The 26,439-nt window shown below is 32.6% G+C and carries 19 protein-coding genes; 8 read left to right on the plus strand and 11 right to left on the minus strand.

Features of this window, described 5'->3' with window-relative positions:
* Positions 1 to 27: 27 nt before the first annotated feature.
* Positions 28 to 1,224: an AbiH family protein gene (locus AAEO59_RS09245; protein WP_341700450.1), complete on the minus strand. Its 1,197-nt coding sequence runs from the start codon at positions 1,222 to 1,224 to the stop codon at positions 28 to 30.
* Positions 1,225 to 1,357: 133 nt separating this feature from the next.
* Between AAEO59_RS09245 and AAEO59_RS09250 the strand changes: the two genes are divergently transcribed.
* Positions 1,358 to 2,140: an alpha/beta fold hydrolase gene (locus AAEO59_RS09250; RefSeq protein ID WP_341700451.1), complete on the plus strand. Its 783-nt coding sequence runs from the start codon at positions 1,358 to 1,360 to the stop codon at positions 2,138 to 2,140.
* Between the two features lie 99 nt (positions 2,141 to 2,239).
* On the opposite strand, the gene AAEO59_RS09255 is transcribed toward AAEO59_RS09250, so the two are convergent.
* From AAEO59_RS09255 to AAEO59_RS09265, 3 genes are all read right to left on the minus strand, one after another.
* Positions 2,240 to 5,002 carry a PD-(D/E)XK nuclease family protein gene (locus AAEO59_RS09255; RefSeq protein ID WP_341700452.1) on the minus strand — a complete coding sequence of 921 codons (2,763 nt, stop codon included), beginning with the start codon at positions 5,000 to 5,002 and terminating at the stop codon, positions 2,240 to 2,242.
* Between the two features lie 63 nt (positions 5,003 to 5,065).
* Positions 5,066 to 6,469, minus strand: a complete 1,404-nt coding sequence (locus tag AAEO59_RS09260; RefSeq protein ID WP_341700453.1) for an OmpA family protein — start codon at positions 6,467 to 6,469, stop codon at positions 5,066 to 5,068.
* 232 nt (positions 6,470 to 6,701) lie between these two features.
* Positions 6,702 to 9,869, minus strand: a complete 3,168-nt coding sequence (locus AAEO59_RS09265) for a UvrD-helicase domain-containing protein (protein ID WP_341700454.1) — start codon at positions 9,867 to 9,869, stop codon at positions 6,702 to 6,704.
* A 159-nt stretch (positions 9,870 to 10,028) separates the two neighbouring features.
* On the opposite strand from AAEO59_RS09265, the gene rbfA reads away from it, so the two are divergent.
* From rbfA to AAEO59_RS09280, 3 genes are all read left to right on the plus strand, one after another.
* On the plus strand, positions 10,029 to 10,421 hold the full coding sequence (gene rbfA, locus AAEO59_RS09270) for a 30S ribosome-binding factor RbfA (protein ID WP_341700455.1): 393 nt from the start codon (positions 10,029 to 10,031) through the stop codon (positions 10,419 to 10,421).
* Positions 10,422 to 10,425: 4 nt separating this feature from the next.
* Positions 10,426 to 11,625, plus strand: coding sequence for an ABC transporter permease (locus AAEO59_RS09275; protein ID WP_341700456.1), 1,200 nt, complete (start codon positions 10,426 to 10,428; stop codon positions 11,623 to 11,625).
* Between the two features lie 434 nt (positions 11,626 to 12,059).
* Complete coding sequence (locus tag AAEO59_RS09280; RefSeq protein ID WP_341700457.1) at positions 12,060 to 13,175, plus strand: TlpA family protein disulfide reductase; 1,116 nt, start codon at positions 12,060 to 12,062, stop codon at positions 13,173 to 13,175.
* A 19-nt stretch (positions 13,176 to 13,194) separates the two neighbouring features.
* Here AAEO59_RS09280 and dusB read toward each other — a convergent pair whose 3' ends face one another.
* Positions 13,195 to 14,187, minus strand: coding sequence for a tRNA dihydrouridine synthase DusB (gene dusB / locus AAEO59_RS09285; protein WP_341700458.1), 993 nt, complete (start codon positions 14,185 to 14,187; stop codon positions 13,195 to 13,197).
* Between the two features lie 326 nt (positions 14,188 to 14,513).
* On the opposite strand from dusB, the gene lepA reads away from it, so the two are divergent.
* On the plus strand, positions 14,514 to 16,310 hold the full coding sequence (gene lepA, locus AAEO59_RS09290) for a translation elongation factor 4 (protein ID WP_341700459.1): 1,797 nt from the start codon (positions 14,514 to 14,516) through the stop codon (positions 16,308 to 16,310).
* A gap of 68 nt (positions 16,311 to 16,378) precedes the next feature.
* Here the strand turns inward: lepA and AAEO59_RS09295 are convergent, their stop codons facing one another.
* A complete protein-coding gene (locus tag AAEO59_RS09295; protein ID WP_341700460.1) occupies positions 16,379 to 17,311 on the minus strand; it encodes a 1-phosphofructokinase family hexose kinase in 933 nt (310 codons plus the stop codon).
* A gap of 146 nt (positions 17,312 to 17,457) precedes the next feature.
* Here AAEO59_RS09295 and thiL point away from each other — a divergent pair, with 146 nt between their 5' ends.
* Positions 17,458 to 18,504 (plus strand): thiamine-phosphate kinase, encoded by a 1,047-nt coding sequence (gene thiL, locus AAEO59_RS09300; protein ID WP_341700461.1) that lies wholly within the window; start codon positions 17,458 to 17,460, stop codon positions 18,502 to 18,504.
* 74 nt (positions 18,505 to 18,578) lie between these two features.
* On the opposite strand, the gene AAEO59_RS09305 is transcribed toward thiL, so the two are convergent.
* The 5 genes from AAEO59_RS09305 to AAEO59_RS09325 all read right to left on the minus strand — a co-directional run bounded on the left by AAEO59_RS09305 (position 18,579) and on the right by AAEO59_RS09325 (position 24,805).
* Positions 18,579 to 19,268 carry a response regulator gene (locus AAEO59_RS09305; protein WP_341700462.1) on the minus strand — a complete coding sequence of 230 codons (690 nt, stop codon included), beginning with the start codon at positions 19,266 to 19,268 and terminating at the stop codon, positions 18,579 to 18,581.
* 7 nt (positions 19,269 to 19,275) lie between these two features.
* A complete protein-coding gene (locus AAEO59_RS09310; protein WP_341700463.1) occupies positions 19,276 to 21,327 on the minus strand; it encodes a tetratricopeptide repeat-containing sensor histidine kinase in 2,052 nt (683 codons plus the stop codon).
* A 114-nt stretch (positions 21,328 to 21,441) separates the two neighbouring features.
* Positions 21,442 to 21,729 carry a 3-oxoacyl-ACP reductase gene (locus AAEO59_RS09315; protein ID WP_341700464.1) on the minus strand — a complete coding sequence of 96 codons (288 nt, stop codon included), beginning with the start codon at positions 21,727 to 21,729 and terminating at the stop codon, positions 21,442 to 21,444.
* Between the two features lie 345 nt (positions 21,730 to 22,074).
* A complete protein-coding gene (locus AAEO59_RS09320) occupies positions 22,075 to 22,911 on the minus strand; it encodes a LytR/AlgR family response regulator transcription factor (RefSeq protein ID WP_341700465.1) in 837 nt (278 codons plus the stop codon).
* Between the two features lie 352 nt (positions 22,912 to 23,263).
* Complete coding sequence (locus tag AAEO59_RS09325) at positions 23,264 to 24,805, minus strand: glycine--tRNA ligase (protein WP_341700466.1); 1,542 nt, start codon at positions 24,803 to 24,805, stop codon at positions 23,264 to 23,266.
* Between the two features lie 95 nt (positions 24,806 to 24,900).
* Between AAEO59_RS09325 and AAEO59_RS09330 the strand changes: the two genes are divergently transcribed.
* Both AAEO59_RS09330 and AAEO59_RS09335 read left to right on the plus strand, forming a co-directional pair.
* Positions 24,901 to 25,584 carry a ComF family protein gene (locus AAEO59_RS09330; RefSeq protein ID WP_341700467.1) on the plus strand — a complete coding sequence of 228 codons (684 nt, stop codon included), beginning with the start codon at positions 24,901 to 24,903 and terminating at the stop codon, positions 25,582 to 25,584.
* 120 nt (positions 25,585 to 25,704) lie between these two features.
* On the plus strand, positions 25,705 to 26,313 hold the full coding sequence (locus AAEO59_RS09335) for a superoxide dismutase (protein WP_341700468.1): 609 nt from the start codon (positions 25,705 to 25,707) through the stop codon (positions 26,311 to 26,313).
* Positions 26,314 to 26,439: the final 126 nt, after the last annotated feature.

The following is a 26,439-nucleotide window of genomic DNA, read 5'->3' on the forward strand; positions in this document are numbered from 1 at the left end:
TATGAAATATAAAAATCTATAAACCAACTAGAAAACCACATTATGTTTATACAATTCTTTATTAAACTCAATATCTAAATTCTCTGTATTCAATTCCACAAAACAAAGTCTGTTTTCTCTATGTAACCTCGAAACAACTTCCTCCTTTTGAATACTTAATAAATTTCTAATTTTACAATCTTTATCAATATCATTATAATAAAAAATATAAATTTTGGATTTATTTAAAATATCATGTTCTAAAAATTCAAATAAAGCTACAATATACTCTTTATCAGACATGTCTAACGAATGTCCAATTACATAGAAAAAAGTTTCTTCATGATAAGCAACTTTTTTTAAAGGAATTGAGACGTATTTATTATTTGAGTTTTTCTTTATTTTTTGATAATACTTTGTGAAACTATAAGATTTATATTGCTTTAATTCATCTAAGATATCACTAACACCAAGGACCAAATTCTGTTTATAAGAATCATCATTTATTTCACCGTGCAAATAAATCACTTTTGATTCATCAACTCCATATATATTCTCTAAAGTTGGAGTGTAATTAAAAGTATAAATCTCATCAATTAAATGAAATGGAATCAATATTTTTTGTTTTAAGAAAGGATAAAAGACACTAACTATATCTACTAAATATCTATTGAAAATAATGATAAAGTCTTCAAATGATTTTGATAAATCTTCAAGAATTAACTTCATTTCAATTGAAAATTTTCTTTTGTTAAAATATCTATCCTGTAACTTTATAATTCTATTTGAAATAATCTTAATAACACCTAACAACTCAAGATCATAATATGTATCAGAACTAACTTCAATAAAATTTTCTTTTAAATATAGTGTATTGATATTATTCCTAAAATAATTTAATCTATTTAAAACGACTTCAATTTCACTTTCAAAATCAATCCAAGTTTCTATTTCTAAAACAGTTTTGAAGTATTCATACCACGGATTTTTTTGTAACAATTCCTCTAAACGTTTAATTTTTGAATTATCGAATTCAATTTTCTCAACATCATAATTTTCTATAATTAAATCAAAATCTTTTGGAAAATTATCTTTAAAAAATCTACCAAATAAATCAGTAAAAGATACTTCTTTCTTAAATTCAAACTTTTCAATAGTTTTCATTATCGAAATAAAATGATTGTATTTGGTTGGTAAATGATGGAATAAATCAAATCCGTTTCCTGTTATTAAAATCTTACTCATAAATAAAAAATCCTTTTCTCAAATATACTACTTTTAATACAAGAAAGGCGCTAAAAACTTTGATGAACTTACAAAACTTATATGGTTTAAAAAAATAAAAAAACTATTTTTGTCTTACTAAATTGCGTCAAAATTGAATTCCATTCTCTATAAAAACACTAAAATCGCTTATACTGATTCTGGCAAAGGAACTGCTGTTGTCTTACTGCATGGTTTTTTAGAAAACCAACAAATGTGGAACAACTATATTGAGGTATTTTCGAAAAAAAACCGTGTCATTACCATTGATTTATTAGGGCACGGCGCAACAGAGTGTTTGGGTTATGTACATACTATGGAAGACAATGCCGATGTAGTTCACGCTGTTTTAAGTAAATTACACATTAGAAAAGCTGTTTTTGTAGGTCATTCGATGGGTGGTTATGTAGCTTTGGCTTTCGCCGAATTGTATCCGGATAATGTAAAAGGTATGGTTTTGCTTAATTCTACTTCACGTGCCGACAGCGACGAAAGAAAAGCAAACCGTGACCGTGCGATTAAAGCGGTGAAGCAATCTTTTTCTAATTTTATTTCGCTTTCTATTGCCAATTTATTCAGCGAAGAAAACAGAGAACGCCTGAAAGAACAAATTGAATTAGTAAAAAAAGAAGCCTTAAAAACACCTCTTCAGGGAATCGTTGCAGCTTTGGAAGGCATGAAAACCAGAATGGACAGAGAAGTCATTTTGCATTTGACACCTTATCCAAAAATGTTGATTCTGGGTCAAAGAGATCCTGTTTTAAATTACGAAGAAAATTTAGAACAAATTGAAGAAACCGATGTACAATTAGTCACTTTCCCTGACGGACATATGAGTCATATTGAGAATGAAGAAGAATTGACTAAAGTTTTGCTGGACTTTTTTAAGAAGGTTTAGCGCATTCTTATAAAAAATTTAACCACAGATTACACAGATTAACACAGATTTTTTTCAAAAAATTTTTTGTTCTTTGCGAAAGCTCAGTAACCTTTGCGGTTAAACCTTTTCCTCAAATGGAATACTTACATCAAGAATCTCCTTCAATAACAACACCATTTGTTCCAAATAATTAGTCATTATTTCCTGATTAATAATTTGCTGTACGTCTTTATCTTCTTTAAAATTAAAAGGCAAAAAACCGGATTTTAAATTCTTAAAAGAAATAATTCCGGCTTCAATTGGTTTGCCATTAGCTTCTTGATCAAACATGAACACATAAGCTAAAACCTGGATGATTTTATCGTTTTTTATTTCTTTAGTCAAACCTTCCCAGCTTTTTAAGGTCACATTTGTTTTCTCAACTTTTCCGGTTTTATAATCAATAATTCTGATAATTCCGTTGCGCTCTTCGATTCTATCCACATTTCCTTTGATTTTGATAGGAAAAGGCAAATCAGGATGTGGTAAAATGCGTTCAAATGTTTGCTCCAACGCTATAATTTTAATTGCATCCCCTGATTTTATACTTTCTAATTCTACTTTGAGAAAATTAGAAACATTGCGTTTAGCCACTTCAAAAGCTAAAAGATTACGTCCTTTTTTGATCTCGCCCTCTTTGTAAACGATTTTAAACTGCTTTAAAACCTCATCATCGATTAATTTAAAAGCGTTTTCAATAGCTGCCTCAGATATAAATTTACCGATAAAAGGAGTGTATAAAGCCAGTAAAGTCTCGTGGATAATCGTCCCTAAAGTATTCAACGCAATATTTTCTTCCACTTCTTCTACTTCACGGATACGCAATATTTTTTGAAAATAAAACTGAATCGGATTTCGAATATACGATGTCAATGCCGAAGGAGAAAAACCTTCATCAGCAATTATTTTCAAGCGTTGCATAACCGAATCGGATTTTTCAATTATCATCGGAGTATAAGCCGTTTCAGGTAAAATAGCATTGTAAATTTCGTGAGTCAAATTGTGTTTTGGCTGTTTTTCAACTTCTAATTGGGTTATAAAACGGCTTTTTTCACCTGCGTCTAAACCTTCACTTTCTGTATTATACAACAAATACACATTTTTGGCACGTTGCAACAAATGATAAAAGTGGTAAGTATAAATGGCGTCTTTTTCTTTAAAAGTAGGCAAACCTAATTCACGTTTTACATCATATGGAATAAAGGAATTTTGCGATTTACCCGCTGGAAATTTTCCTTCATTCAATGAGGTCACAATCACAGTTTCAAAATCTAAAACACGACTTTCTAAAACTCCCATTATCTGTAAACCATTTAAAGGTTCACCTTCAAATGAAACCTCAGCCAAATCAATTACTTGTTTGTAAATGGCATGCAAAGTTTCAATTTTATCAATATGTTCATGCTGCGAATAATAATTGATAAGCTTATTGATTACTTTAAAAATAGAAAACACGAAAGCTTTCGTAATTTTATCTTCTTCAATATCATTACTTAAATTCTCTTTTACAGTCAACAATAATTTCGAAACAGATTGCAATACGGAAATCGAACCCGAATCCCATTTTTGAAATAACAACAAAAATAAATCCGTAGCATTCTCGTTTAATTCCATCAGCTTTTGATGACTGATAAAAGTATAATTATTAGTGTTTATTCGGTTTACCAATGTCGCTGTTTGAGCATAGGCTTCCACCAAAGGATGCGTCAAAATATCCAAAACATCTTTGTAATAAAAAACATAACTTGATGATTTCCTTGACAAAGCATTGGTATGCATTTTAAATAATTTGGCAATCAAAATCTGCGCAGGATTGTTTTTACTGGAATAGCCCATTGTAATATTCAAAGCTCCAACCGAAGCAGGCAAAGAATACAAAAGCGGAACGAGAAGATTCTCCTCACCCAAAACCACCGCTACTTTATCCAGTTTTGATGCTGGATTTTCGGTTATAATTTGCTCAATTATTTTCCCTGAAATTTTAGCTTGTCCAATACTCTTAGAAGTACCAATTAGCTGAATATTTTTAGACTGTGAAAAATCATCCACAATCCATTCAAAAGGATGCGATTTATAATACTTCCAATTTTCTTTAAATCGACGTAAAAACAATGCAGCATCATGATACGGATCATTTAGGAAGGTCTTATCGGCATCCCAATAGATTTTAGCCAAATCATTAGCCATCAAATGCTGAACAATTTTCTCTTCTGAAGCGTTTAAAGCATTAAATCCAGCAAAAACAAATTGTTTATTCGTAATAGAATTAGTAAAAAGATTCAAATTTTCAACTGCTTCACGATAAATCAAACCTTGATACCCGACGCCTTTTTTTAACAAATGAGCATATAATGACTGATAATAAAGCGGAAGCAACTTCCAAAAATCGATATATTTTTCAAGTAAAGCTGTTTTATTTTCGACTTCTATACCCCATCTTTTGATATCTTCAATATCTTTCAAATAAGACAAAACATGCGTTGGATCCAGCAAATAACGATCTATTTCATTAAAATCCTGTAATAATGTTTTTGCCCAATTAGCAAACAATTCAAAAGACTGTTGATTGTTTGTTTCTGTAACCGACAAATAAACATTATAAAACTCAAAAAGTAATTCTATTGCATCAATACTACGAATACCAGCAATATCCTGAATAAAATCTTCTATACTAATAATTTCGGGTGCCAAAATATTATTTTGAATCCGTTTTTTAAGTGCTTCAATCAGGAAAATTTTAGCCCTTTTATTAGGAAGTACCACCACGGTATGAGCTAAATTAGCGGTATTATTTTCAATTAGAACCTGTGCTATTTTATCTAAAAAAGTAGTATTTGTCATAGCATAAAAATAAAAAAACGCCCCGATAATTCGGGGCGTTTCTTGAAATTATTTGAAAAGAAATTATTTCACTAATTTCACTTCAGTTCTTCTGTTTAATGCTTTACCAGCAGCAGTTTTATTAGTAGCAACTGGCATAGACTCACCATATCCAACAGATTTTAATTTGCTGTCAGAGATACCTCTATCGATTAATGCTTTTCTAACAACACCAGCTCTAGCCTCAGAAAGTTTTTGGTTGAATGAATCAGAACCATCGCTATCAGTGTGACCTTCGATTAAGAATTCAGAGTTAGGGTAGTTTTTAAGTAAAGCAGCCATAGCATCTAATCTCTTAGGCACATCAGCAGTTTTGAAAGTAGATTTTCCTGTATTGAAATAGATAAATCTTGCTTGAGATTTCAATTCATCCATAGCCTCTTGTGGAACTTCTGGACAACCTTTGTTACTTGCTGGACCAGCAACTTCTGGACAAGCATCATCTTTATCAGCTACACCATCATTATCAGTATCTGGCCATGGGCATCCTGCATTTTCTTTAGGACCAGCAACATTTGGACATTTGTCATCTTTATCAGCAACTCCGTCTTTATCAGCATCTGGACATCCTTTTAATGAAGCTAAACCAGCAACATTTGGACAAGCATCTTCAGCATCAGTGATTCCGTCACCGTCAGCATCTGGACAACCTTTTAAAGCAGCGATACCAGCAACTTCTGGACAAGCATCTTCTGAATCAATGATTCCGTCACCATCAGTATCAGGACAACCATTGAATTGTTTTAAACCAGCAACTTCTGGACAAGCATCTTCTTTATCATAGATTCCGTCACCATCTGTATCTTTTCCACCAAATTTGAAAACGATACCAGCTGTGTGTTGGAAATGAGATGGAGCAATTGGTGCACCAATATTACTCATTCTGTCTCCAAATGATTTTTTATAAGTTGAACCTAATTCAATACCTACATTTTCAGATACCCATAAAGTTAAACCTAAACCTCCATTTACTGTACCAAAACTGTTATCACCTAAGAAAGTATAACCCCCTCCTAAATTCACATTAGGATCAATAACTTTAGAATTGATTAATTTAGCAAAACTATATTTTACAAAACCATCAATTCCATAGTACATTAAATCCCCAGGATTTTGAACTAATAAAGGATTAACATCTACCACGAATTTATCCATTTTATTAACAGACCCCTGAAGTCCTACTGTAAAATTGCTTCCAACATATCTGGAAACTTTTAAATAAGATACTGAAGGAAGAATATTCCAGTGATCTTTTACATCGAAAAACTGATCAAAATGATTCCCAATTTTATCGTCACCAGCACTAGTTCTAGTGTCAACGGCATTTACCCCAAAAGCAATTGCCCATGGGTTGTTACTATCCTGAGCCTGAGAGCTTACACCCATCGCCATCAACACAGCAACAAAAAGTTTGTTAAGATGTTTCATACTTGAATTTTTTAATTACAATTTAGTTAATTATCAACAAAAATAGCGCGTAATTTTTTAACTACAAAATAGAATGTTAAAAAAAATGCAGTAACAAACTCATATTAAAATTGCTGACTACACTATAAGCCCTTGAAATGCCTCACAAAAAGACATTATAATTTAATCCAAAAACGAATTAAAAAGTTAAATTAAACCAATCATTTCACTTGCTGTTTCAAAAAACAAACATTCACAACTGCACAACACCAACATCTTCAGCAATATACACCAATGATTTTCTCTCAACGACATAACCCATTAACTCAATTGCAGCTGCATAGTCTTCTAATTGTTTTATGTATTTTTTATTATGAACACCTGTTTTATAATCTAATAAGAAAACTTTTTTATCTTCAACAATAACTATTTTGTCAGGTTTTACTACTTTACCTTCTCGTTGTATTATAGTTTGTTCGTTCAAAATCTGATTTCCTTCAACAAAAAACATCTCCAAAAGTGGGTGATTTACAATTTTAGAAATCGTATTATTTACAATATTTTTTTGTTGAGCATTAATTAATCCATTTTCGATTGCTTTTTCCACAGCTAAATCTACATCCTTTTTTGTTTTTACAAAGGACAAAATCTCATGTATTACATTTCCATATTCTATCGATTCCTGCTGATGCGTTCCCCACATCAAAGCTTCCCGTTGCGCAATCTTAACGTTCTTAGGATTTAAAATTTCGTTTACTTCACTAATTAACCTAGAAGTATCAAGGAGTTTCTCTTTTAAAGAAAGCTTAGTTTTATCACCAATCTCGTATTCGAACTTATTTTCATCAAAAAGATTTTTTGAAATCAAATAATTAATAAAAAAAGCCGACATATCTTCTTTTTTAACCTCTCCTTTAGAAGTTAAATTCATATTTGAAATCACATACAATTGTTCTTCGGCTCGGGTTAAAGCTACATACAACACATTAATATTGTCTAATAATTCTTCCTGTTTTTTCTGCTCATAAATCATCTTCGCATCTTCCCCAAAACCTTCTACAGCTTTACTATTATCCACCAAAGCTTTAGGCATATCCACCTCTTCTACATCAAGCCACAATTTATCTTTTGGTTTCTTGACATAATCTTCCTCTGCAAAAGGCATAATTACCACTGGAAATTCCAAACCTTTGGATTTATGAATGGTCATTATTCTCACTGCATTATTCCCTTCCGGAGACGGAATACTGTATTTGTGACCACTTTTGTCCCAAAATTCAAGAAAATCAGCAATTCCTGCCTGATTACGCACATCTCTTTCCAGAACGATATCCAAAAAATATTGCACATAAGCATTTCCACCTTGATTCTCGCTTGGCAAAAAATTAGACACTATAATTTCGACCGTTTCATATAAGGACTTCTTCCTAATTTTTTGAAAAGAAAGAGAAATACCGAAATCCTGTAACCATGTTTCAAAATCTTCTTCTTTTTGAAACGCCATTCCTTGCGCAATAAAATCATGAACCGCTAATTGATTCTGCAGATTACCTGCAATGGAATACAAGAAAAACGCCTTTGACTCTAAATCGGCGTTGTTTTTCAAATATTTTAAAAGATGAATAATAAAACGAACTTCCGTTGCATTTTGAATCATTAAAGTTTCCGAAGACAACAAAGGAATTCCCTGTTCAGTCAAATAATTTGCAATTGCAATTCCCTGATCTCTCTTTCGGGTTAGAATAACAATATCTCTGTACTCAAATCCTTCCTTTAGAACATTTTGAATCGTATTTAATGTAGCTAATACATACAAATCCGTTTTATCCGGAACTTCCTCATCATTATCAGTATTTTGGATTTTAGGAATAAACGAAATATTGACATAGCCTCCTTTTTTTGCATTGGTATACTGAAAGCTATGATTTTCATATAAATCTTTATAATCTAAATGCTCAAACTCTCCGGAAATTAATTTAAAAAAGTCATTATTAAATTCAATTATTTGAGAATACGACCGATAATTTCGATCTAAATGTTCAATTTTTTTATCCGGATTATTGAACGGATTTTTATCCTTACTCAACTCAATAAACTGCTCTGCTTTCCCTCCACGCCAACGGTAAATAGATTGTTTTGGATCGCCCACAATCATCAAAGTTCCTTTATTACCATAATCATCCTGACCCGAAAGTGCATTATCAATCAGCGGAATTAAATTTTGCCATTGCATCTCAGAAGTATCTTGAAACTCATCAATAAAAAAATGACGGTAGCGCTCGCCCAAACGTTCATAAATAAAAGGCGCTGGTTGATTTTGAATTTCACGATGAATAATAGCGTTAAACTCTGAAATAGAGAGCACATTTTGTTCTTCCTGAATTTTAGCCAATTCATTATTTACGGTATTCAACAACGAAAGCGGTGTGATATTTTTAAGGAAGGCTTTGTAAAAATCTCTCTTTTCAAAATTTTTATAAATCTTCGCCAGCATTTGCAATAAATCAGGAATGATATTTTCAATTAAAGCGCTGTCTTTGGCTGTTTTATTAATTGCAATATCTTCAAATTCATGAAAAGTTTTATTTTTAGGATTGAATTTACCGTCACGAATACTCACAAGATGATTTGGAAAAGTCCCTCTGGAAAAAGATTTCAAATCAATTCCGTTATTTTCAATTAGTTCTAATGCACCGCCAGCTATAGCTGCATTTTCTTTTTCTATATCCTTACAAACAGCATTTAATTTCTTTTTAATTTCAACAAATTCAGCAATGGATTTATCCTGAAATTGCAGAATTTCGTTGCGATTATTTTCATTTTGAACCAATTTTCCGGTTTCCAAAATTTCTCTTGAAATATCCCAGGATTTATCGTCATCGGTTTTTTCCATGGTAAAATCGATGAGTAATTTGGTCAAAGTTTCATCTTCACCAGCTTGTGCAATGATAGCATCCACAGCTTCCATCAACAAATTTTCGGTATCCAAAGTCACCTCAAAAGTCATAGGCAAATTCAAATCATGAGCAAAAGCACGAATCACTTTATGGGTGAATTTATCAATGGTAGAAATGTCAAAGGCGGCATAATTATGAATAATATGCTTGATAATTTGTTGCGATTTGGCTTTGATAAAAGGCAGCGACAATTTCGTTTCCCAATCAGCGGTATCTTTAATCAAATCCTGCATCAAATCCAAAGCTTTTGGAGAAGGCTCGTCTTTAGCAAATTCAGACAAACTGCCCACAATTCGGCTTTTCATTTCGTGCACTGCCTTATTGGTAAAAGTGATAGCCAAGATATTACGATAGGCATCATTTTTAGGCGAAGTCAATATAATTTTAAGGTATTCTTTAACCAAAGTATAGGTTTTACCCGAACCTGCCGATGCGTCGTAAATTGAAAAAGAGTGTCGTTGCATGAAATGTTAATTATTGAATTCTAAACCCCTAGCCCCGATAGCAGTGGAAATCCTCTGCTTGTCTCTTTTTTTGAGACAAGCAGAGATTGAAACGAATAGCGGGAATAGCTCCTGAAAAAACTTTGCTTATTTAATGCTTAAAAGTAGTATTTTTGCACTATGGAAACAAACAGACAGAAAAAAATAGGCGGCGTTATCCAAAAAGATTTGGTGGATATCCTGCAAGGTGAAGTGAGAAAAAACGGTGTGAGTAATTTGGTTATTTCGGTATCCAAAGTTTCAGTAACTACCGATTTATCTGTGGCAACGGTATATTTAAGTATTTTTCCTCAGGAAAAAGCTCAGGAAACATTAGACGGTATTAAATCGAATACTCCATTGATTAAACATGATTTGGCGCAACGTGTTCGCAAACAATTACGCCGTGTTCCTAATTTAGTTTTCTTTATTGATGACTCATTGGATTATATTGAAAAAATTGACAATGCTTTGAAAAACAAAGAAAATCCAATTGAAAACAGAGATTTATTAGAAAGAAGAAAACAATTTTAAGAATTTGAATTTTCCGCTATACATAGCCAAACGCTACATTCGTAGCAATAGTAAAAACAATGCCATCAACATTATTAACCGCATTGCCAGTATGGGAATCATTGTGGGCGCGATGGCTTTGTTTGTGGTTTTATCAGTCTTTAGCGGACTTAAAGTTTTTAGTCTTTCGTTTAGCAACGATATTGACCCTGATTTAAAAGTTACAAGTACAATAGGTAAATCATTTTTTGTTACACCGGAACAAGAATCCGAAATCAGAAAAATGGAAGGTGTAGCCGCTTTTTCGAAAATCATTGAGGAGCGCGTTTTATTTACTTTTGACAACAAACAGGAAGTTACCTACCTAAAAGGGGTTGACCCAAATTACAGTAAAGTCAACAACACTAAAAAAATCATTTACAACGGCCAATGGATTGAAGAAAACACGTATCAGGTGGTTGTCGGTTTTGGTTTAGTCCAAAAGCTATCTTTAGGCTTGATGGATTTCAATAAACACCTGGAAGTTTTAGTTCCAAAAGCTGGAAAAGGAAACATTGAAAACCCAGAAGAAGCTTTCAATAAAGCTGAAATTTTCCCTATTGGAATTTATGCCATAAACGAAGATTTAGATTCCAAATATGTCTTTGCCGATATAGGCCTAGCTCAGGAATTACTGGAATACAAAACCAATCAGGTTTCCGGAATTGAGCTGAAAGAAAAACCAAATGCTGATGAAGCAGCAATCATAAAAAAATTAAGCGAAATCTTCAAAGTGAAAGTCACTATTCGAAATCGGGCTCAACTCAACGAATCTTTGTATAAAATGTTGAATACTGAGAATGTCGCGGTTTATTTAATTTTTACTTTGGTAATTATTGTCGCGCTTTTCAATCTTATAGGTGCACTAATTATGATGATTCTGGACAAAAAAGGAAATCTGAAAACCCTTTTCAATTTAGGGACAGAAATTAAAATTTTGAGAAAAATATTTTTGCTTCAAGGTACTTTATTAAGTTTTTTTGGCGGCCTTATAGGTCTTGCAATAGGAATCATTATCGTGTTGATTCAACAGCATTATGAATTGATTATGATTACACCTACACTGGCTTATCCTGTTGTTTTTTCGATTGAAAATGTTGCAATTGTGATGGCTACTATTACCACTCTTGGTTTTATTGCTTCGCTAATTGCAAGTAGCCGCGTGAGTGAGAAGTTATTGGAGTAAACTTTTTACAATAAATTTCTTTTATACAAAAACCATAGTAAGAATAAACTTATTATAAAAAATAGCTGCGGCCACATTTCTTTGAATCTTCCTTTTATTTTTGAAATGAAACTTTCTCTATTGTATTTTAATTCATAACCTACTTTTAAGAAAAGATACAAAACCAACAATACAAGGAATATTTTTGAAAAACCATCATACATTTCTCTTGAATAATAATCTCTAAAAAATATTCTGCAAAAACCTGAAATAAGAAAAATCCAAAAGATTATAATTCCAAAAAACTTTAGATACTTTTTTAACTGTAGATTTTCCATAGCAAATTCTTAAAAAACACTTTTACAAATAAATTTTTACTAAAAATAAATAAAATCGTACTAATTATCAAAAAAAGATTATTTTTATCAAAAAGATAACTCTTACAATTAGTCACGATGAAAACAAAAAATAGCTTCCTAAAAAACTGCTTAACTTTAATCGTAATTTTAATAAACTGCAATGGTTTTTCACAATGGAAAACTGTTGAAGCCAACAATATTAAAGACGATATTATAATTACTTATGAAGTAATTTATGATAGAGAATTGTCATTACAGGAAAAGAATTCAGCTGAATTTTTAAGCGAAATCGTAATTGCGTTCAACAAAAACACAGTAATTGAACGCCGATTTGGAGACAAATTGAAACCTTTTAACAACTTTGGATTTTTGGATTATGAAAACAAAAAAGGCTACAACTGTTCTATATCAACAAACTCCAAAAATGCCTTATCTTATGATTTTAAAAATCCAAACACAAAAGTAGCAATTTCACCTACTGACAATTCAAAACAAATTCTAGAATTTCCTTGTGAAAAAGGAACTGTAATAATCAATAACACGCCTAAAGAAATTTTTTATACTAAAAAAATCGGGTTAAGATATTGTAAACAATTTGATGTGGATGGATTCATCTTAGAATATCCTGGATACAATAAGAATTTAGGTCATTACACTATTGTAGCCAAAAAAATTACTCATACTAAATTAGCACCTAACTATTTTTCATTAGCAAATTTTACTATTCAAACGGAAGAAGAGTACACCAAAAAACTTGAAGAAAGTAAACAAAAAATCCATGATACCAGAATGAAATTCATTGGAGAAAAAGCGGAAACTTTTAAAGAAATAAGCATTAATCAAAAAAAGATTGACACTAAAAAAATCAATGGAGAAATCATTGTATACAACTTTTGGTTTACAACCTGTGGTCCATGCAAAATGGAAATCCCCAAACTAAACGAGTTAAAAGAAAAATACAAAAACAAGAATATTCATTTTATTGCAATTGCTCTGGATCCTGAATATAAAATCACTCCATTTTTAGAACAATACCCTATCAACTATGAAATTATTCCAGAAGGCAGATGGATAGCTGAAAAATTTGGCGTAAGTTCTTATCCTACAAACATCATTGTTGACAAAGAAGGTACTATACAATTCTATGAAATAGGATACAAAACCGATATCCTTGAAAGAATGAGCAATACTCTGGATAAATATCTAAATTAAAACTATTGCTTTTAACTAATTACACACATTCATAATCGGCATAAGCCTGAATAATCTCATCTAAAACTGCAAACAATTCCTCCGGATGATCTAGGGTTACCAGTTTTTGTTTATAGGTTTTGAATGAATGAATTCCTTTGAAGTAATTGGTATAATGCGGACGGGTTTCTACAATTCCTAATCGTTCGCCTTTCCAGTCCATAGCCCAGGTCAGGTGATTGCGCACTGCTTCCACTCGGTCGGCAACAGTAGGTTTTGCTAAATGTTCACCTGTTTTGAAATAATGCTTGATTTCATTAAAAATCCAAGGATATCCAATAGCAGCACGACCTATCATTATACCATCAATGCCGTATTTATTCTTATATTCCAATGCTTTTTCAGGCGTATCAATATCGCCATTACCAAAAATTGGCATCGTAATTCGGGGATTGTTTTTTACTCTGGCAATATGTGACCAGTCCGAATGTCCTTTATACATCTGAGCTCGGGTTCGGGCATGGATACTTAAGGCCGCCACCCCAATATCTTGTAAACGTTCAGCGACTTCGTCAATATTGATGGAGTTATCATCCCATCCTAAACGGGTCTTAACCGTAACAGGCAAATGGGTACTATCAATAACAGCTTTGGTTAAACGCACCATCAAATCTACATCTTTCAAAACTCCTGCACCAGCTCCTTTACAAACCACTTTTTTTACCGGACAACCAAAGTTGATATCAATCAAATCCGGATTTACTGTAGATACAATTTTAGAAGATAATCCCATTGCCTCTTCATCACCACCAAAAATCTGAATTCCTACAGGTCGCTCATAATCAAAAATATCCAGTTTCATACGGCTCTTGATCGCATCACGAATTAAGCCTTCCGAAGAAATAAATTCAGAATACATCATATCGGCTCCATGCATTTTGCACAAACGACGAAATGGCGGATCGCTCACGTCCTCCATAGGCGCTAATAATAGTGGAAAATCAGGTAATTCTATGTTGCCAATCTTAATCATCTTCTCAAATTTGCTGCAAAATTACGTTTTTTAAACGAAATGATAAAAGAAGAATTAGGAAAGACTTATCACTTAAGCAATTAGTTTACTAATTATACGCTTTGAACGTATAGAATTTAGCGTATATTTGCAGATTAATTGTCTTGTTTTTTTGGGATTGCGTTAGGGAGTACTTCACAATACTTTTATTCTTAATATGAGTTCAGTGAATTCATTTGCAGCGGCATCCTTTTATGGAATGAAATGGAATAAAAGATAGAGCGGAAAGCCCGACCCATAGGGGAACGCCCAAAACAGGCAAGACAAAAAATTGATACAAAGAAGAAATGAAGCACATTAGAAATTTTTGCATTATTGCACATATTGACCACGGAAAAAGTACGTTGGCTGACCGATTATTAGCAGCTACGCAAACCGTTACGGCTCGTGAAGAAAAAGCACAGCTTTTGGACAACATGGATCTTGAGCGTGAGCGTGGGATTACCATTAAGAGCCACGCCATCCAAATGGAATACAAATACAAGGGAGAAGAATATATCTTGAACCTTATTGATACTCCGGGACACGTGGATTTCTCTTATGAAGTTTCCCGTTCTATCGCTGCCTGCGAAGGTGCTTTGTTGATTGTAGATGCTGCTCAGAGTATTCAGGCACAAACTATTTCGAACTTATATTTGGCTTTGGATAACGATTTGGAAATTATCCCGGTCTTAAACAAAGTGGATTTACCAAGCGCTAATCCGGAAGAAGTTAGCGACGATATCATTGATTTATTAGGATGCGACTTAGAAGATATTATTCACGCTTCGGGAAAAACCGGTTTTGGAGTTGAAAACATCTTGGCTGCCATTATAGAAAAAATCCCTGCTCCAAAAGGAAATACAGAAGAGCCTTTACAGGCTTTGATTTTTGACTCGCATTACAACCCTTTCCGCGGTATCGAAGTTATCTTTAGAGTGGTAAATGGTGAAATTTCCAAAGGTCAAAAAATTAAATTTATGGCTACCGGAAATGAATATTTTGCCGATGAAGTAGGTACTTTAAAATTAAATCAGGTTCCTAAAAACAAAATTTCGACAGGTGATGTAGGTTATTTAATTTCGGGAATTAAAGAAGCTAAGGAAGTAAAAGTAGGTGATACTATTACCGATGCTAAAACACCAACCAGCAATATGATTACTGGTTTTGAAGATGTAAAACCAATGGTATTTGCCGGTATTTATCCTGTAGATACTGAAGATTTTGAAGATCTTCGTGCTTCAATGGAAAAATTACAATTAAACGATGCCTCTTTAGTATTTTCTGCTGAGAGTTCGGCGGCATTAGGATTTGGTTTCCGTTGTGGATTCTTAGGAATGTTACACATGGAGATTATCCAGGAGCGTTTAGAGCGTGAGTTCAATATGACTGTAATTACTACAGTTCCTAACGTTTCGTATTTGGCTTATACTAAAAAAGAACCAGATACTCCAATTATTGTAAACAACCCAAGTGACTTACCTGAAGCAACAAAATTAGACCGTGTAGAGGAACCGTTCATCAAAGCAACTATAATTACTAAAGCGGATTTCGTGGGTAACGTAATGAGTTTGTGTATTGAAAAACGTGGCTTGATTACGAATCAAACGTATTTAACTACAGAACGTGTGGAATTGAATTTCGACATGCCTTTAGCTGAAATTGTATTTGATTTTTACGATAGATTGAAAACAGTTTCAAAAGGTTACGCTTCATTTGATTACCACCCAATTGGAATGAGAGAATCGAAATTGGTTAAAATGGACATCTTATTAAATGCCAATCAATTAGATGCTCTTTCTGCCCTTATTCACGCCGATAACGCCTACACTATTGGTAAAAAAATGTGTGAAAAACTGCGTGAACTAATCCCAAGACAACAGTTTGAAATTCCAATTCAGGCTTCTATTGGAGCAAAAATTATTGCCCGTGAAACCATTAAAGCTTTGCGTAAAGACGTTACGGCAAAATGTTACGGAGGTGATATTTCCCGTAAACGTAAATTATTGGAAAAACAGAAAAAAGGTAAAAAACGTATGCGCCAAGTTGGAAATGTTGAAATTCCTCAAGAAGCGTTTATGGCTGTACTTAAATTAAATGATTAAAAGATTTTAAGATTGAATGATTGAAAACCTGACGATAAAAATTGTCAGGTTTTTTTGTGTCTATAATTTTATTTTGTCATCAACCAATCAAATAAACGCTCCGCATCTTCTTTCTTAAAAAGTTGCGTTCCTTCGTTCATGGTTGCTGCTGATCCACAGGCAACTCCCCATCGAATAACCTCTTTCAAGCTTTTATTTTGCGAAAGCGCCCAGGTCATTCCTCCTACCATACTATCTCCGGCACCTACCGTACTTTTTTTCAAGACATTTGGAGCAGGTACATATTCATAAACATCTTTAGTTACCAAAACAGCACCTTGAGGACCTAATGAAACTACCACTATCTCAGCGCCGCCTTTGTTAATAATTTCTTTAGCAGCATCATTAATATCATTCAATTCTAAATGTGATTTTCCAACTAATTTTGCCAATTCTCCAACATTGGGTTTGATTAAATAAACTCCGGTTTCTAAAACTTTTTTTAAAGCTTCTCCGGAAGTATCTACAATGAGTTTTGTATTCGTATTTTTCACTCTTTGTGCAATTTCCTGATAAAAACCTGCAGATAAACCTTCGTTCAGACTGCCGCTTAACACTAAAAATTTAGCATTTAAACCAACAATGGTATCCAGAATAATTTGCACTTCTCCCTCCAATAACGCTGCTCCCGGGAAACCAAATCGATATTGAGAATTCGTATTATCATCTACAGCTATAAAACTCTCCCTTGTCCAAGCCTGTACTTCAATAGCTTTTGTAGGAATTGTTTCTTTTTCTAATAAATTTTCGAGCATTATCCCTGTTGGGCCACCTTTAGTAAATACAGCTAAAGAGACCCCACCTAATCTGGAAATAGCTTTAGAAACATTAATTCCTCCTCCCCCAGCATCATATCTGGGAACTTCGCATCTTATTTTTTGCTCCGGAACTAATCCTTTTAAATGCGTACTTTTATCAACAGCGGGATTTACGGTAAGTGTAACGATATTGAAAGAATTCATTTTTGCTTTTTTTAGTTTTCTAAAGATGCAAAAAATCAAATTGCTAACCAAAGTAATTTAACTGATTTTATGATTTTTAAAATAATCTAAAACCTTTGTTCCCGAAGCTTCGACATTGTATCTTTGTAGCTTTGAAAATTCACGCTATGATTGAAGATAAAAACCCGCAACGAACCAGTATTGCTCAATTGGGCGAATTTGGCTTAATAGAACATTTGACAAAACATTTTGAAATCAACCAAACTTCCACTTTAAAAGGAATAGGTGATGATGCCGCTGTTTTAGATTTTAAAGATAAAAAAGTAGTGGTTTCAACTGATATTATGGTGGAAGGCGTTCATTTTGATTTAGCTTACATGCCCTTAAAACATTTGGGATACAAAGCCGTAGTAACCAATGTTTCTGATATTTGTGCCATGAATGCCAAAGCAACACAAATCACAGTTTCAATTGCAGTTTCCAATCGTTTTACTCTGGAAGCTTTAGAAGAATTGTATGCAGGAATTTCATTGGCTTCAAAAGAATACAATGTCGATGTTATTGGTGGAGATACCACATCTTCTCAAAAAGGATTAATTATCAGTGTTACCGTTTTAGGCGAAGCTGATGAAGAAGAAATTGTCTATCGAAATGGTGCCAAACCAACAAATTTATTGGTAGTTACAGGAGATGTTGGGGCTGCATATATGGGATTGCAGGTCTTAGAAAGAGAAAAACAGGTATTTCAGGTTAATCCAAATTCGCAACCTGACTTAGAATTATACACTTATTTGATTGAACGTCAATTAAAACCGGAAGCCCGAAAAGACGTCCGTACCTTATTGCACGCTTTAGAAATAAAACCTACTTCAATGATTGATATTTCAGACGGTTTATCATCAGAAATCATTCATTTGTGTAAACAGTCAAACGTGGGTTGCAATTTATACGAAGAAAAATTACCTCTTGACCCGCAACTCATTAATGTATGTGAGGAATTTAATATTGACAGTACTACTGTAGCGATAAATGGTGGTGAAGATTACGAGTTACTTTTCACTATGCCGATTGAAGATTTTGACAAAATTAAAGGAAACCCAAATTTTTCAATAATTGGACACATGACTGAAGAAAGCGAAGGAATTCATCTTGTTACCAGAGCCAATACAAAAATTGCATTAAAAGCAAGAGGCTGGAACGCTCTTAGCGAATAAAATTCATCAAAAAAAAACCGCAAATTCAAAAAAACATTTCTGAATTTGCGGTTTTGATTTTTAAAATATATTTTTTAGAAAATCAGCCCTTTATTTTTAGCTGCTCTTACAAGATCGCTATCTTCCCCATCAATAACCTCTAGAAGTTCTTTTAAATTAGCTTTTCTCGATTCAATAGCGTTCAAGGAAATTGGCACAAATTGAGGAATATCCTGCATCTTAGTTCCTTTTGAAAGATGAAATAAAATTTGCTTATCAAATAAATCAATTTCTATGGAATTATCATGTGAGCCAAGCATTTCCATAATTGACTTACTATAATAGAGTTCATCATTTATAACCTTACCGAATGCGGTTAACAATTCATCAAAAGTCAAATCATTTTTGATAACTATTCCTCTTGGATTTACATTATTTATCAAAGTTTTTAATTTTAAAAACTCTGTAAACATAGTCAGCATAATAATTTTACAATTTGGCATGTACTCTAGGACTAGTTTAGCTATATCCTCTCCCGAATACAATTCTTTCTCTTCATATGAAGGCATACTTATATCCAAAAATGCGATATCAAATTTAGGAGTACCTGCATTCGTTATTAAATCAAATGCCGAACGACAATCTTTTGCATCCAATATTAAAAACTCATAATCATTTGGATTATATCTTGTGATCGCATTTTTATATCCTTGAATTATAAATGGATGATCATCAACAATTAAGATATTTTTTTTTAGCCTAGTTGCAACCGATTCAATTGTCATTTTTTTTTTAAGTTGTTTGATTTTCTAATGGTATACTTACCGTAATTGTAGTTCCTTCCCCAACTTTTGATTTAACATAAAACTCACCACCACATTCTTTAGCACGTGAAATCATATTTTGCAAACCAATTCCTTTCTTTTTAAGATTCACATTAAATCCGGCTCCATCATCAGTTATTATCAAAAGTATACTATTCTCCTGTTTTTTCAAATCAACTTTAATCGTAGTAGCATTAGCATACTTATTAATGTTTTGCAATGATTCCTGAATAATTCGATACAAATTAATTTTAACCGAATTGACCGCAAGATCCCATTTGATAGTGGAGTCGATACTTGACAATAATTTTGCAGAGAAAGTCTTTCTTTGCTCTTCAAAAAGATTATCTACAATTGCGACGAAGTTATTAATTAATTCTGATTTTTCCCTATTCAAGTCATGTGAAATTTCACGAATATCTTGTTCAATTTTTTTTAGTTCTACTAAATAATCTAAACGTTGCGTAATTGCTAAATCATCATTAAATTGATTTAAGCCTTCCAGATTCATTCTAACTCCAAACATTCTTCCCAAAACACCATCGTGCAGTTCCTGTGCCACACGTTTTTTCTCCTGAACCCTGTTGGCTTCAATAGTATTTTGCTGAGATATCATCAAATTATATATATCTTCATTCGCTTTTTGTTGTTGTTGCTTATACAAAAGTTCTCTATTCTTAGCCTTCTGTGATTTGACGATATAAATAAACATCCCTAAAATTGTTATAGCAGAGAAAAAGTAAAGTAATTTTCTATTCTTTGCTTCTAAGTCCGTATTTTCGCCTTTAATTTCGTCCGTTTCGTATTGAATTCTAGAGAATTTTTCTCCTATTTTTCTTTCCTCCTTCTGCAAGTCCTCATTAATATGAATGTATTCTTTCGTATAAACTGTAGCTTTTTGCGGATCTATTGTGGCTATATGCTTTAAAGCTACCAAAATATCATGTCTTTCATTCGTTTTACGAACGAATGCTAATGCCTGATTAGCAAAATCTAAAGCCTTAGACCTATCATTTCTTGATTCATAATATTCAGACAAATGAATTAAATTTAAAAATCTTCCAGAAGAATTTTTTAGTCCATTTACTATATTCATAGATTGAAAAAACAAATCCGGCAAATTATTTGTCTCATTAAGCTTAAATTTACTATAACCTAAATTATCTAACAACATCGCATATATACTTGGATCTTGATTATCAATTAACTGTTGTTCAATTCCATTTTGAAAATAAAATTTGGCATTTTCATAATCCTTTAAATTCATATAAACTAAACCTAAATTCAAATTTGAAATAGCCTTTGTTTGACTTTTAGCAATAATATCACTATTTTCAAGTACTTTTAAAGCTTTTTTGTGGTATAAAATAGCCTCTTCATATTCCCCTAAACCATTATAAACTAAACCCAGTGTATTGTATGCGTCATAATTTATTTCATCAGAATCTGTTTTTTCATCATCTTTAAGTAATCGCAAAACCTTAAAAACCTCCTTTTCACTACCGATAAAATCACCAACTCTAAACATCAACGCGGCTTTATTTACCAAAGTTTTAGCCAACTCATATTTGCTATTAAGTTTATCATATAATTTTTCGGCTTTGTAGTAATAAAAAAAGGAAGAATCCGAAACCGATTTTACACGATAATAATCTCCTAAATAAGTATACGCTTTTGCCATACTAACAGTATCAGCTGCTTTTTCAGAATTTTCTAAAACTAAATTGACGGTTTGAGAATACTTTTTTAAAGAATTGGTATTATAAAATCTATTTGCTACTTTAAAAAGGTTTACACGATTCAATGAATCATTTTCATCCTGCAATACTATTTCTAAAGCCTTATTCGTGTAGTTATATCGCTTTTCAACTGGTAAATTAAAATCATTGGCTAATGAAAAATAAACAGACAGACTGTCATTAGGAATAATTATACGCTTATCATTTGACTTTTTTTGTGAGCAACCTACAAGCACAAAAAAAGGCAACCAAAAAAAAATCTCCCTAATATTAGTCTTCAATAGCATTTAATTTTTTCAAAAATACTAATTTAAAATTTTCGACATAAAAAAAACCATCAAAATGATGGTTTTTTTTAAATCACTCTAAAAGTGCATGAATATATTGTTGTGATATTAATTATCAGATTTAAATTCTCTTGTCCCTCCAATATTTGAAGAATAATCAGATTTAAACTCTCTCGTTCCTCCGATGTAATCAGACTTAAACTCTCTAGTCCCTCCGATGTAATCAGATTTAAATTCTCTTGTTCCTCCGATGTAATCAGATTTAAACTCTCTTGTTCCTCCGATGTAATCAGATTTAAACTCTCTTGTTCCTCCAATGTTTTCAGTTGAAGCTGTGAAAGATGTTAACACTAACATTAATGAAAATAGTCCGATTGTTACGATTGATTTTTTCATGACTTGGGTTTTTATGTTTTAATACTTTTTTACTTGTTTATCGAAACCTTTTCTCGATTTCGTTGAAGTAAAATTACATAGCGAACCCGTTTTTCATTTGTGTTTTAAGTCGTTTATGGTGGAATGCCTTAGTTTATGAGTGAATAAACCTCAAATCTGGGTGGATGTCATTTTTTTGTTTAAAAGGAAGTTTCTGCATGATATATGAACAATGGTTAAAGTATAATCCCCGTAATAAATACGAATTATTGGATTATTAATACTCGAATATTTAACTCGAAAAGAACTCTTCTGAACGAATTCATGAAATTAAATCATATTTTATAAAGCAACAGAAGGGACTTGTTAGATTTCTAAATAATTTCCGTTTGAGATTTCAGAAATAATAAGATCTATATTTGCTTTATAAGATTTAGAGAAAGGCAATTTTATAGCAGTGTTTTTAATGTAACACAATGCATTACCTGTATGTATTCTGGAGATACAATTACTATTAACAATATAACTGTTATGAATACGAACAAAAGGATAGGGCAAAACACCTTCAAAAAGTTTTAGTGTTTTAAAAGCAGTAACCATTTCTCCATTTGTTAAATGAATATCGGTTGAATTATTATCTGCTTGAAAATAAGCAATATCTCTGGTATCAATATACCTGTAATCTCCGTAAGACTTGACACACAATATAAGGGGTTCCTGTTGATTTTCAACTGTTTCAGACCGAACAATATTTGGAACTATGATTTCATCAGGTTCAGTATCTATTATTTTAGGACTAACTGATACTGGTTCTGTTTGATCAATTTTATTAGATTTCCCAATTTTTAACAACGATTTGACCATATCAAATCGGGTTACTGGCTTGATAAAATAGTCCGACACCTCATACTGTATAGCTTCAAATGCCAATTCTTTTTTAGAAGTTGTTACTATAATCTTAGGAACAACATTTAAATACCTATACAATTCACTTATTAACGCCAATGACAAATTACTTTTTTTATCTGCCGGCTCAATTTCAAGAAAAATTAATTTTGGTTTGTGTTCAAGAATTAAATTAAGTCCTTCATCATAATTACTGGCGATACCCAAAAATATAAGTTCTGAAAAACCATCAGTGATGGTTTTCGTCTTTTCAGCACTTTCTTTATTATCATCAATTATGATGTATGAGTAATTCATATATGGCAATTACCACGATTAGGTATAAATAACTATAACAATCGAAACATAAATGTTTCAACCATTTATTAGAAAATTAATGTGGTAGTTTTGGGGAAACTATACCGAATATTTAGCTAAAAAAGCCAGCATTCTGAAAGTTAAAAATAAACATTTAACTTGTTAATTTTATTGCATCAAGATACAAATCGATAAAGTGTCAATACTATTTGATAAAAAGTAAATAAATCCGACAAAGAACAAAATAAACTTACTTTTCGAATCTCAATCAAGCGATTTATCCTAAAAATATGCTTAAAAAAACAAAAAAAGCCCTCCAAAACGGAGAGCTTTTAGTTAAAAATATTAAAATTTACATTTTCATTAACCAATTTTTCATTGAAACTTCATTTTCAATAATTGATTTCAAATCAGCAATTTTTACACGATCCTGCTTCATGGTATCTCTATGACGGATAGTCACTGTTTGATCTTCGATTGTTTGATGATCTACAGTAATACAAAACGGCGTACCAAGAGCATCTTGTCTTCTGTAACGACGCCCAACAGCATCTTTTTCATCATAGGCCACATTGAAATCCCATTTCAAATCAGCAATAATTTGATGCGCAATTTCAGGCAAACCATCTTTCTTAACCAATGGTAAAACAGCAGCTTTAGTAGGCGCTAAAACCGCAGGCAATTTCAATACTGTTCTTGTAGATCCATCTTCTAGAGTTTCTTCTTTTAAAGAAGTAGCAAAAACTGCTAAGAACATCCTATCTAATCCAACAGAAGTTTCAACAACATAAGGAACATAGTTCTCATTCAGTTCAGGATCAAAATATTGTAATTTTCTACCCGAATATTGTTCGTGTGCCTTTAAGTCAAAGTCTGTACGAGAATGAATTCCTTCCAATTCTTTAAATCCAAAAGGGAAATTAAATTCAATATCGGCAGCAGCGTTAGCATAGTGTGCTAATTTTTCGTGATCATGGTAACGATAGTTCTCTTTTCCAAGTCCCAATGACAAGTGCCATTTTAAACGAGTTTCTTTCCAATGCTCATACCACTTCATTTCCTCTCCCGGGCGAACAAAAAATTGCATCTCCATTTGTTCAAACTCACGCATACGGAAAATAAATTGTCTTGCTACAATCTCATTTCTGAATGCTTTACCAGTTTGAGCAATTCCAAAAGGGACTTTCATTCTCCCTGATTTTTGAACATTTAAAAAGTTAACAAAAATCCCCTGAGCCGTTTCCGGACGTAAATATAAGTCCATTGCATTATCTGCAGATGCACCTAATTTAGTCCCAAACATCAAGTTAAACTGTTTTACTTCAGTCCAGTTTCTTGAACCTGATTCCGGACAAGCAATTTCTAATTCTTCAATTAATGCTTTAACATCAGCTAAATCTTCATTCCCTAAAGAACGCCCCATTCTTTCGAGAATTTCTCTTTCTTTAGCTTTATATTCTTTTACGCGAGCATTTGTAGCAACAAATTCGGCCTCATCAAATGCCTCACCAAAACGAACTCTTGCTTTCTCAATCTCTTTAATTGCTTTTTGATTTAGCTTTTCAGCATAATCTTCAATTAAAACATCAGCTCTATATCGTTTTTTCGAATCTTTATTATCAATTAATGGATCGTTAAATGCATCAACATGTCCCGAAGCTTTCCAGGTGGTTGGATGCATTAATATTGCTGCGTCAAGCCCAACAATATTTTCATTCATCTGAACCATTGCTTTCCACCAGTACTCACGGATGTTCTTTTTTAACTCTACTCCGTTTTGTGCATAATCATATACTGCACTTAAACCATCGTAAACTTCGCTTGACGGAAAAATAAATCCATACTCTTTTGCATGCGAAACTACATTCTTAAAAATATCTTCTTGTTTTGCCATAGTGGTGCAAAAATATAAAAAGTGAATTTAAAAAAAAGAAAAAAATCAAAGTTTGAAGCATTGATTTTTATATTTTTAGAATAAAAATTCTATCTATGTTGAAAAGCATCATTAATCTATTCTTTCCCAAAAGCTGTTCTGGTTGTGATGCTATTTTATTAGCTAACGAAGAAATCATTTGCAGCATTTGCCGACACAACGTCCCTATCACTAACCATCATTTGCTTTTAGAAAATGAAGCTTTCAAGAAATTTTATGGACGAATTCCGGTCGAACATGCCTCGGCCTTTCTTTATTTCCATAAAAAAGGGATTGTTCAACAAATGATTCACAATTTAAAATATAAAGGACACGAAGAAATAGGAACACTTTTAGGCGAATGGTATGCTGATGAATTAAAAGAAACACTAAAACATTTTAACGCTTACGAGATAATTCCTGTACCCTTGCACCCAAAAAAATTCAAAGAACGAGGCTACAACCAAGTTCATAATTTTGGAAAAACACTTTCGGAAAAACTTAACCTAAACTACAACGATAAAATCCTGTATCGGAAAATATATTCTAAAACGCAATCCAAAAAAAATCTACTTGGAAGAACAGAAGGAATTGAAACTATTTTTGATGTTCGTTTTTACGAAAAAGACCACAATAAACATTTTATTATTGTTGATGACGTCATCACTACCGGAGCTACACTAGAAGCCTGCTCAAGAGCATTATTAAAAATTCCCGGGGCAAAAATCAGCATTATTTGCATGGCAATGGCTCAATCATAAGTAACTGAAAAATAACAAAAAACCTCATTACTCCATTTATTTAACGAACAAGTGTTTCGGATTCCAAACTTAAATGTTTATTTTTGGATAAATTTTTATAAATCTTAAACAAAAAATATCATGGCTTTTGAATTACCTCAATTACCTTATGCGTATGACGCACTAGAACCACATATCGATGCACGCACGATGGAAATCCACCACACAAAGCACCATAACGCATACACTACGAACCTTAATGCTGCAATTGCTGGTACTGATATGGAGGGTAAAACAATTGAAAACATCTTAATCAACCTTGACATGGCAAATGCTGCCGTACGTAACAACGGTGGAGGTTTTTACAACCACAATCTTTTCTGGACTGTAATGACTCCAAATGGTGGCGGACAACCAACTGGAGATTTATTAGCTGCTATCGAAGCTGCTTTTGGATCATTTGAAGAATTCAAAGCTAAATTTGCTAAAGCTGGAGCAACACAATTTGGTTCAGGATGGGCTTGGTTATGTGTTCAAGAAGGTGGAAAATTAGACGTTTGTGGAACTCCAAACCAAGACAACCCATTAATGCCAGGTGTAGGTTGCGGTGGAACTCCAATCTTAGGAATGGATGTTTGGGAACATGCCTACTACTTAAACTACCAAAACAGAAGACCAGACTATATTGAAGCTTTTTTCAATGTAATTAACTGGACAGAAGTTGCAAGAAGATACGCTTCAGAGAAATAGTTTAAAAAATCAGAATACAAAAAAAGACTAACAATTGTTAGTCTTTTTTTTGCTTCAAAGCTCAAAACATATTTCTTAATTGGAAATTTTCTAAAATAAAAAAGGTGGAATTACTTCCACCTTTTT

The organism is Flavobacterium flavipallidum, from assembly GCF_038289905.1.
Lineage (GTDB): Bacteria > Bacteroidota > Bacteroidia > Flavobacteriales > Flavobacteriaceae > Flavobacterium > Flavobacterium flavipallidum.

Bases quoted from the DNA above. Each gene is read 5' to 3' on its own strand.
- AAEO59_RS09260 (WP_341700453.1), bottom strand. From the start codon at position 6,469: ATGAAACATCTTAACAAACTTTTTGTTGCTGTGTTGATGGCGATGGGT.
- AAEO59_RS09280 (WP_341700457.1), top strand. From the start codon at position 12,060: ATGAAAACAAAAAATAGCTTCCTAAAAAACTGCTTAACTTTAATCGTA.
- AAEO59_RS09325 (WP_341700466.1), bottom strand. From the start codon at position 24,805: ATGGCAAAACAAGAAGATATTTTTAAGAATGTAGTTTCGCATGCAAAA.
- AAEO59_RS09315 (WP_341700464.1), bottom strand. From the start codon at position 21,729: ATGAAAAAATCAATCGTAACAATCGGACTATTTTCATTAATGTTAGTG.
- rbfA (WP_341700455.1), top strand. From the start codon at position 10,029: ATGGAAACAAACAGACAGAAAAAAATAGGCGGCGTTATCCAAAAAGAT.
- lepA (WP_341700459.1), top strand. From the start codon at position 14,514: ATGAAGCACATTAGAAATTTTTGCATTATTGCACATATTGACCACGGA.
- dusB (WP_341700458.1), bottom strand. From the start codon at position 14,187: ATGATTAAGATTGGCAACATAGAATTACCTGATTTTCCACTATTATTA.
- AAEO59_RS09295 (WP_341700460.1), bottom strand. From the start codon at position 17,311: ATGAATTCTTTCAATATCGTTACACTTACCGTAAATCCCGCTGTTGAT.
- AAEO59_RS09245 (WP_341700450.1), bottom strand. From the start codon at position 1,224: ATGAGTAAGATTTTAATAACAGGAAACGGATTTGATTTATTCCATCAT.
- AAEO59_RS09255 (WP_341700452.1), bottom strand. From the start codon at position 5,002: ATGACAAATACTACTTTTTTAGATAAAATAGCACAGGTTCTAATTGAA.
- AAEO59_RS09320 (WP_341700465.1), bottom strand. From the start codon at position 22,911: ATGAATTACTCATACATCATAATTGATGATAATAAAGAAAGTGCTGAA.
- thiL (WP_341700461.1), top strand. From the start codon at position 17,458: ATGATTGAAGATAAAAACCCGCAACGAACCAGTATTGCTCAATTGGGC.
- AAEO59_RS09265 (WP_341700454.1), bottom strand. From the start codon at position 9,869: ATGCAACGACACTCTTTTTCAATTTACGACGCATCGGCAGGTTCGGGT.
- AAEO59_RS09335 (WP_341700468.1), top strand. From the start codon at position 25,705: ATGGCTTTTGAATTACCTCAATTACCTTATGCGTATGACGCACTAGAA.
- AAEO59_RS09330 (WP_341700467.1), top strand. From the start codon at position 24,901: ATGTTGAAAAGCATCATTAATCTATTCTTTCCCAAAAGCTGTTCTGGT.
- AAEO59_RS09305 (WP_341700462.1), bottom strand. From the start codon at position 19,268: ATGACAATTGAATCGGTTGCAACTAGGCTAAAAAAAAATATCTTAATT.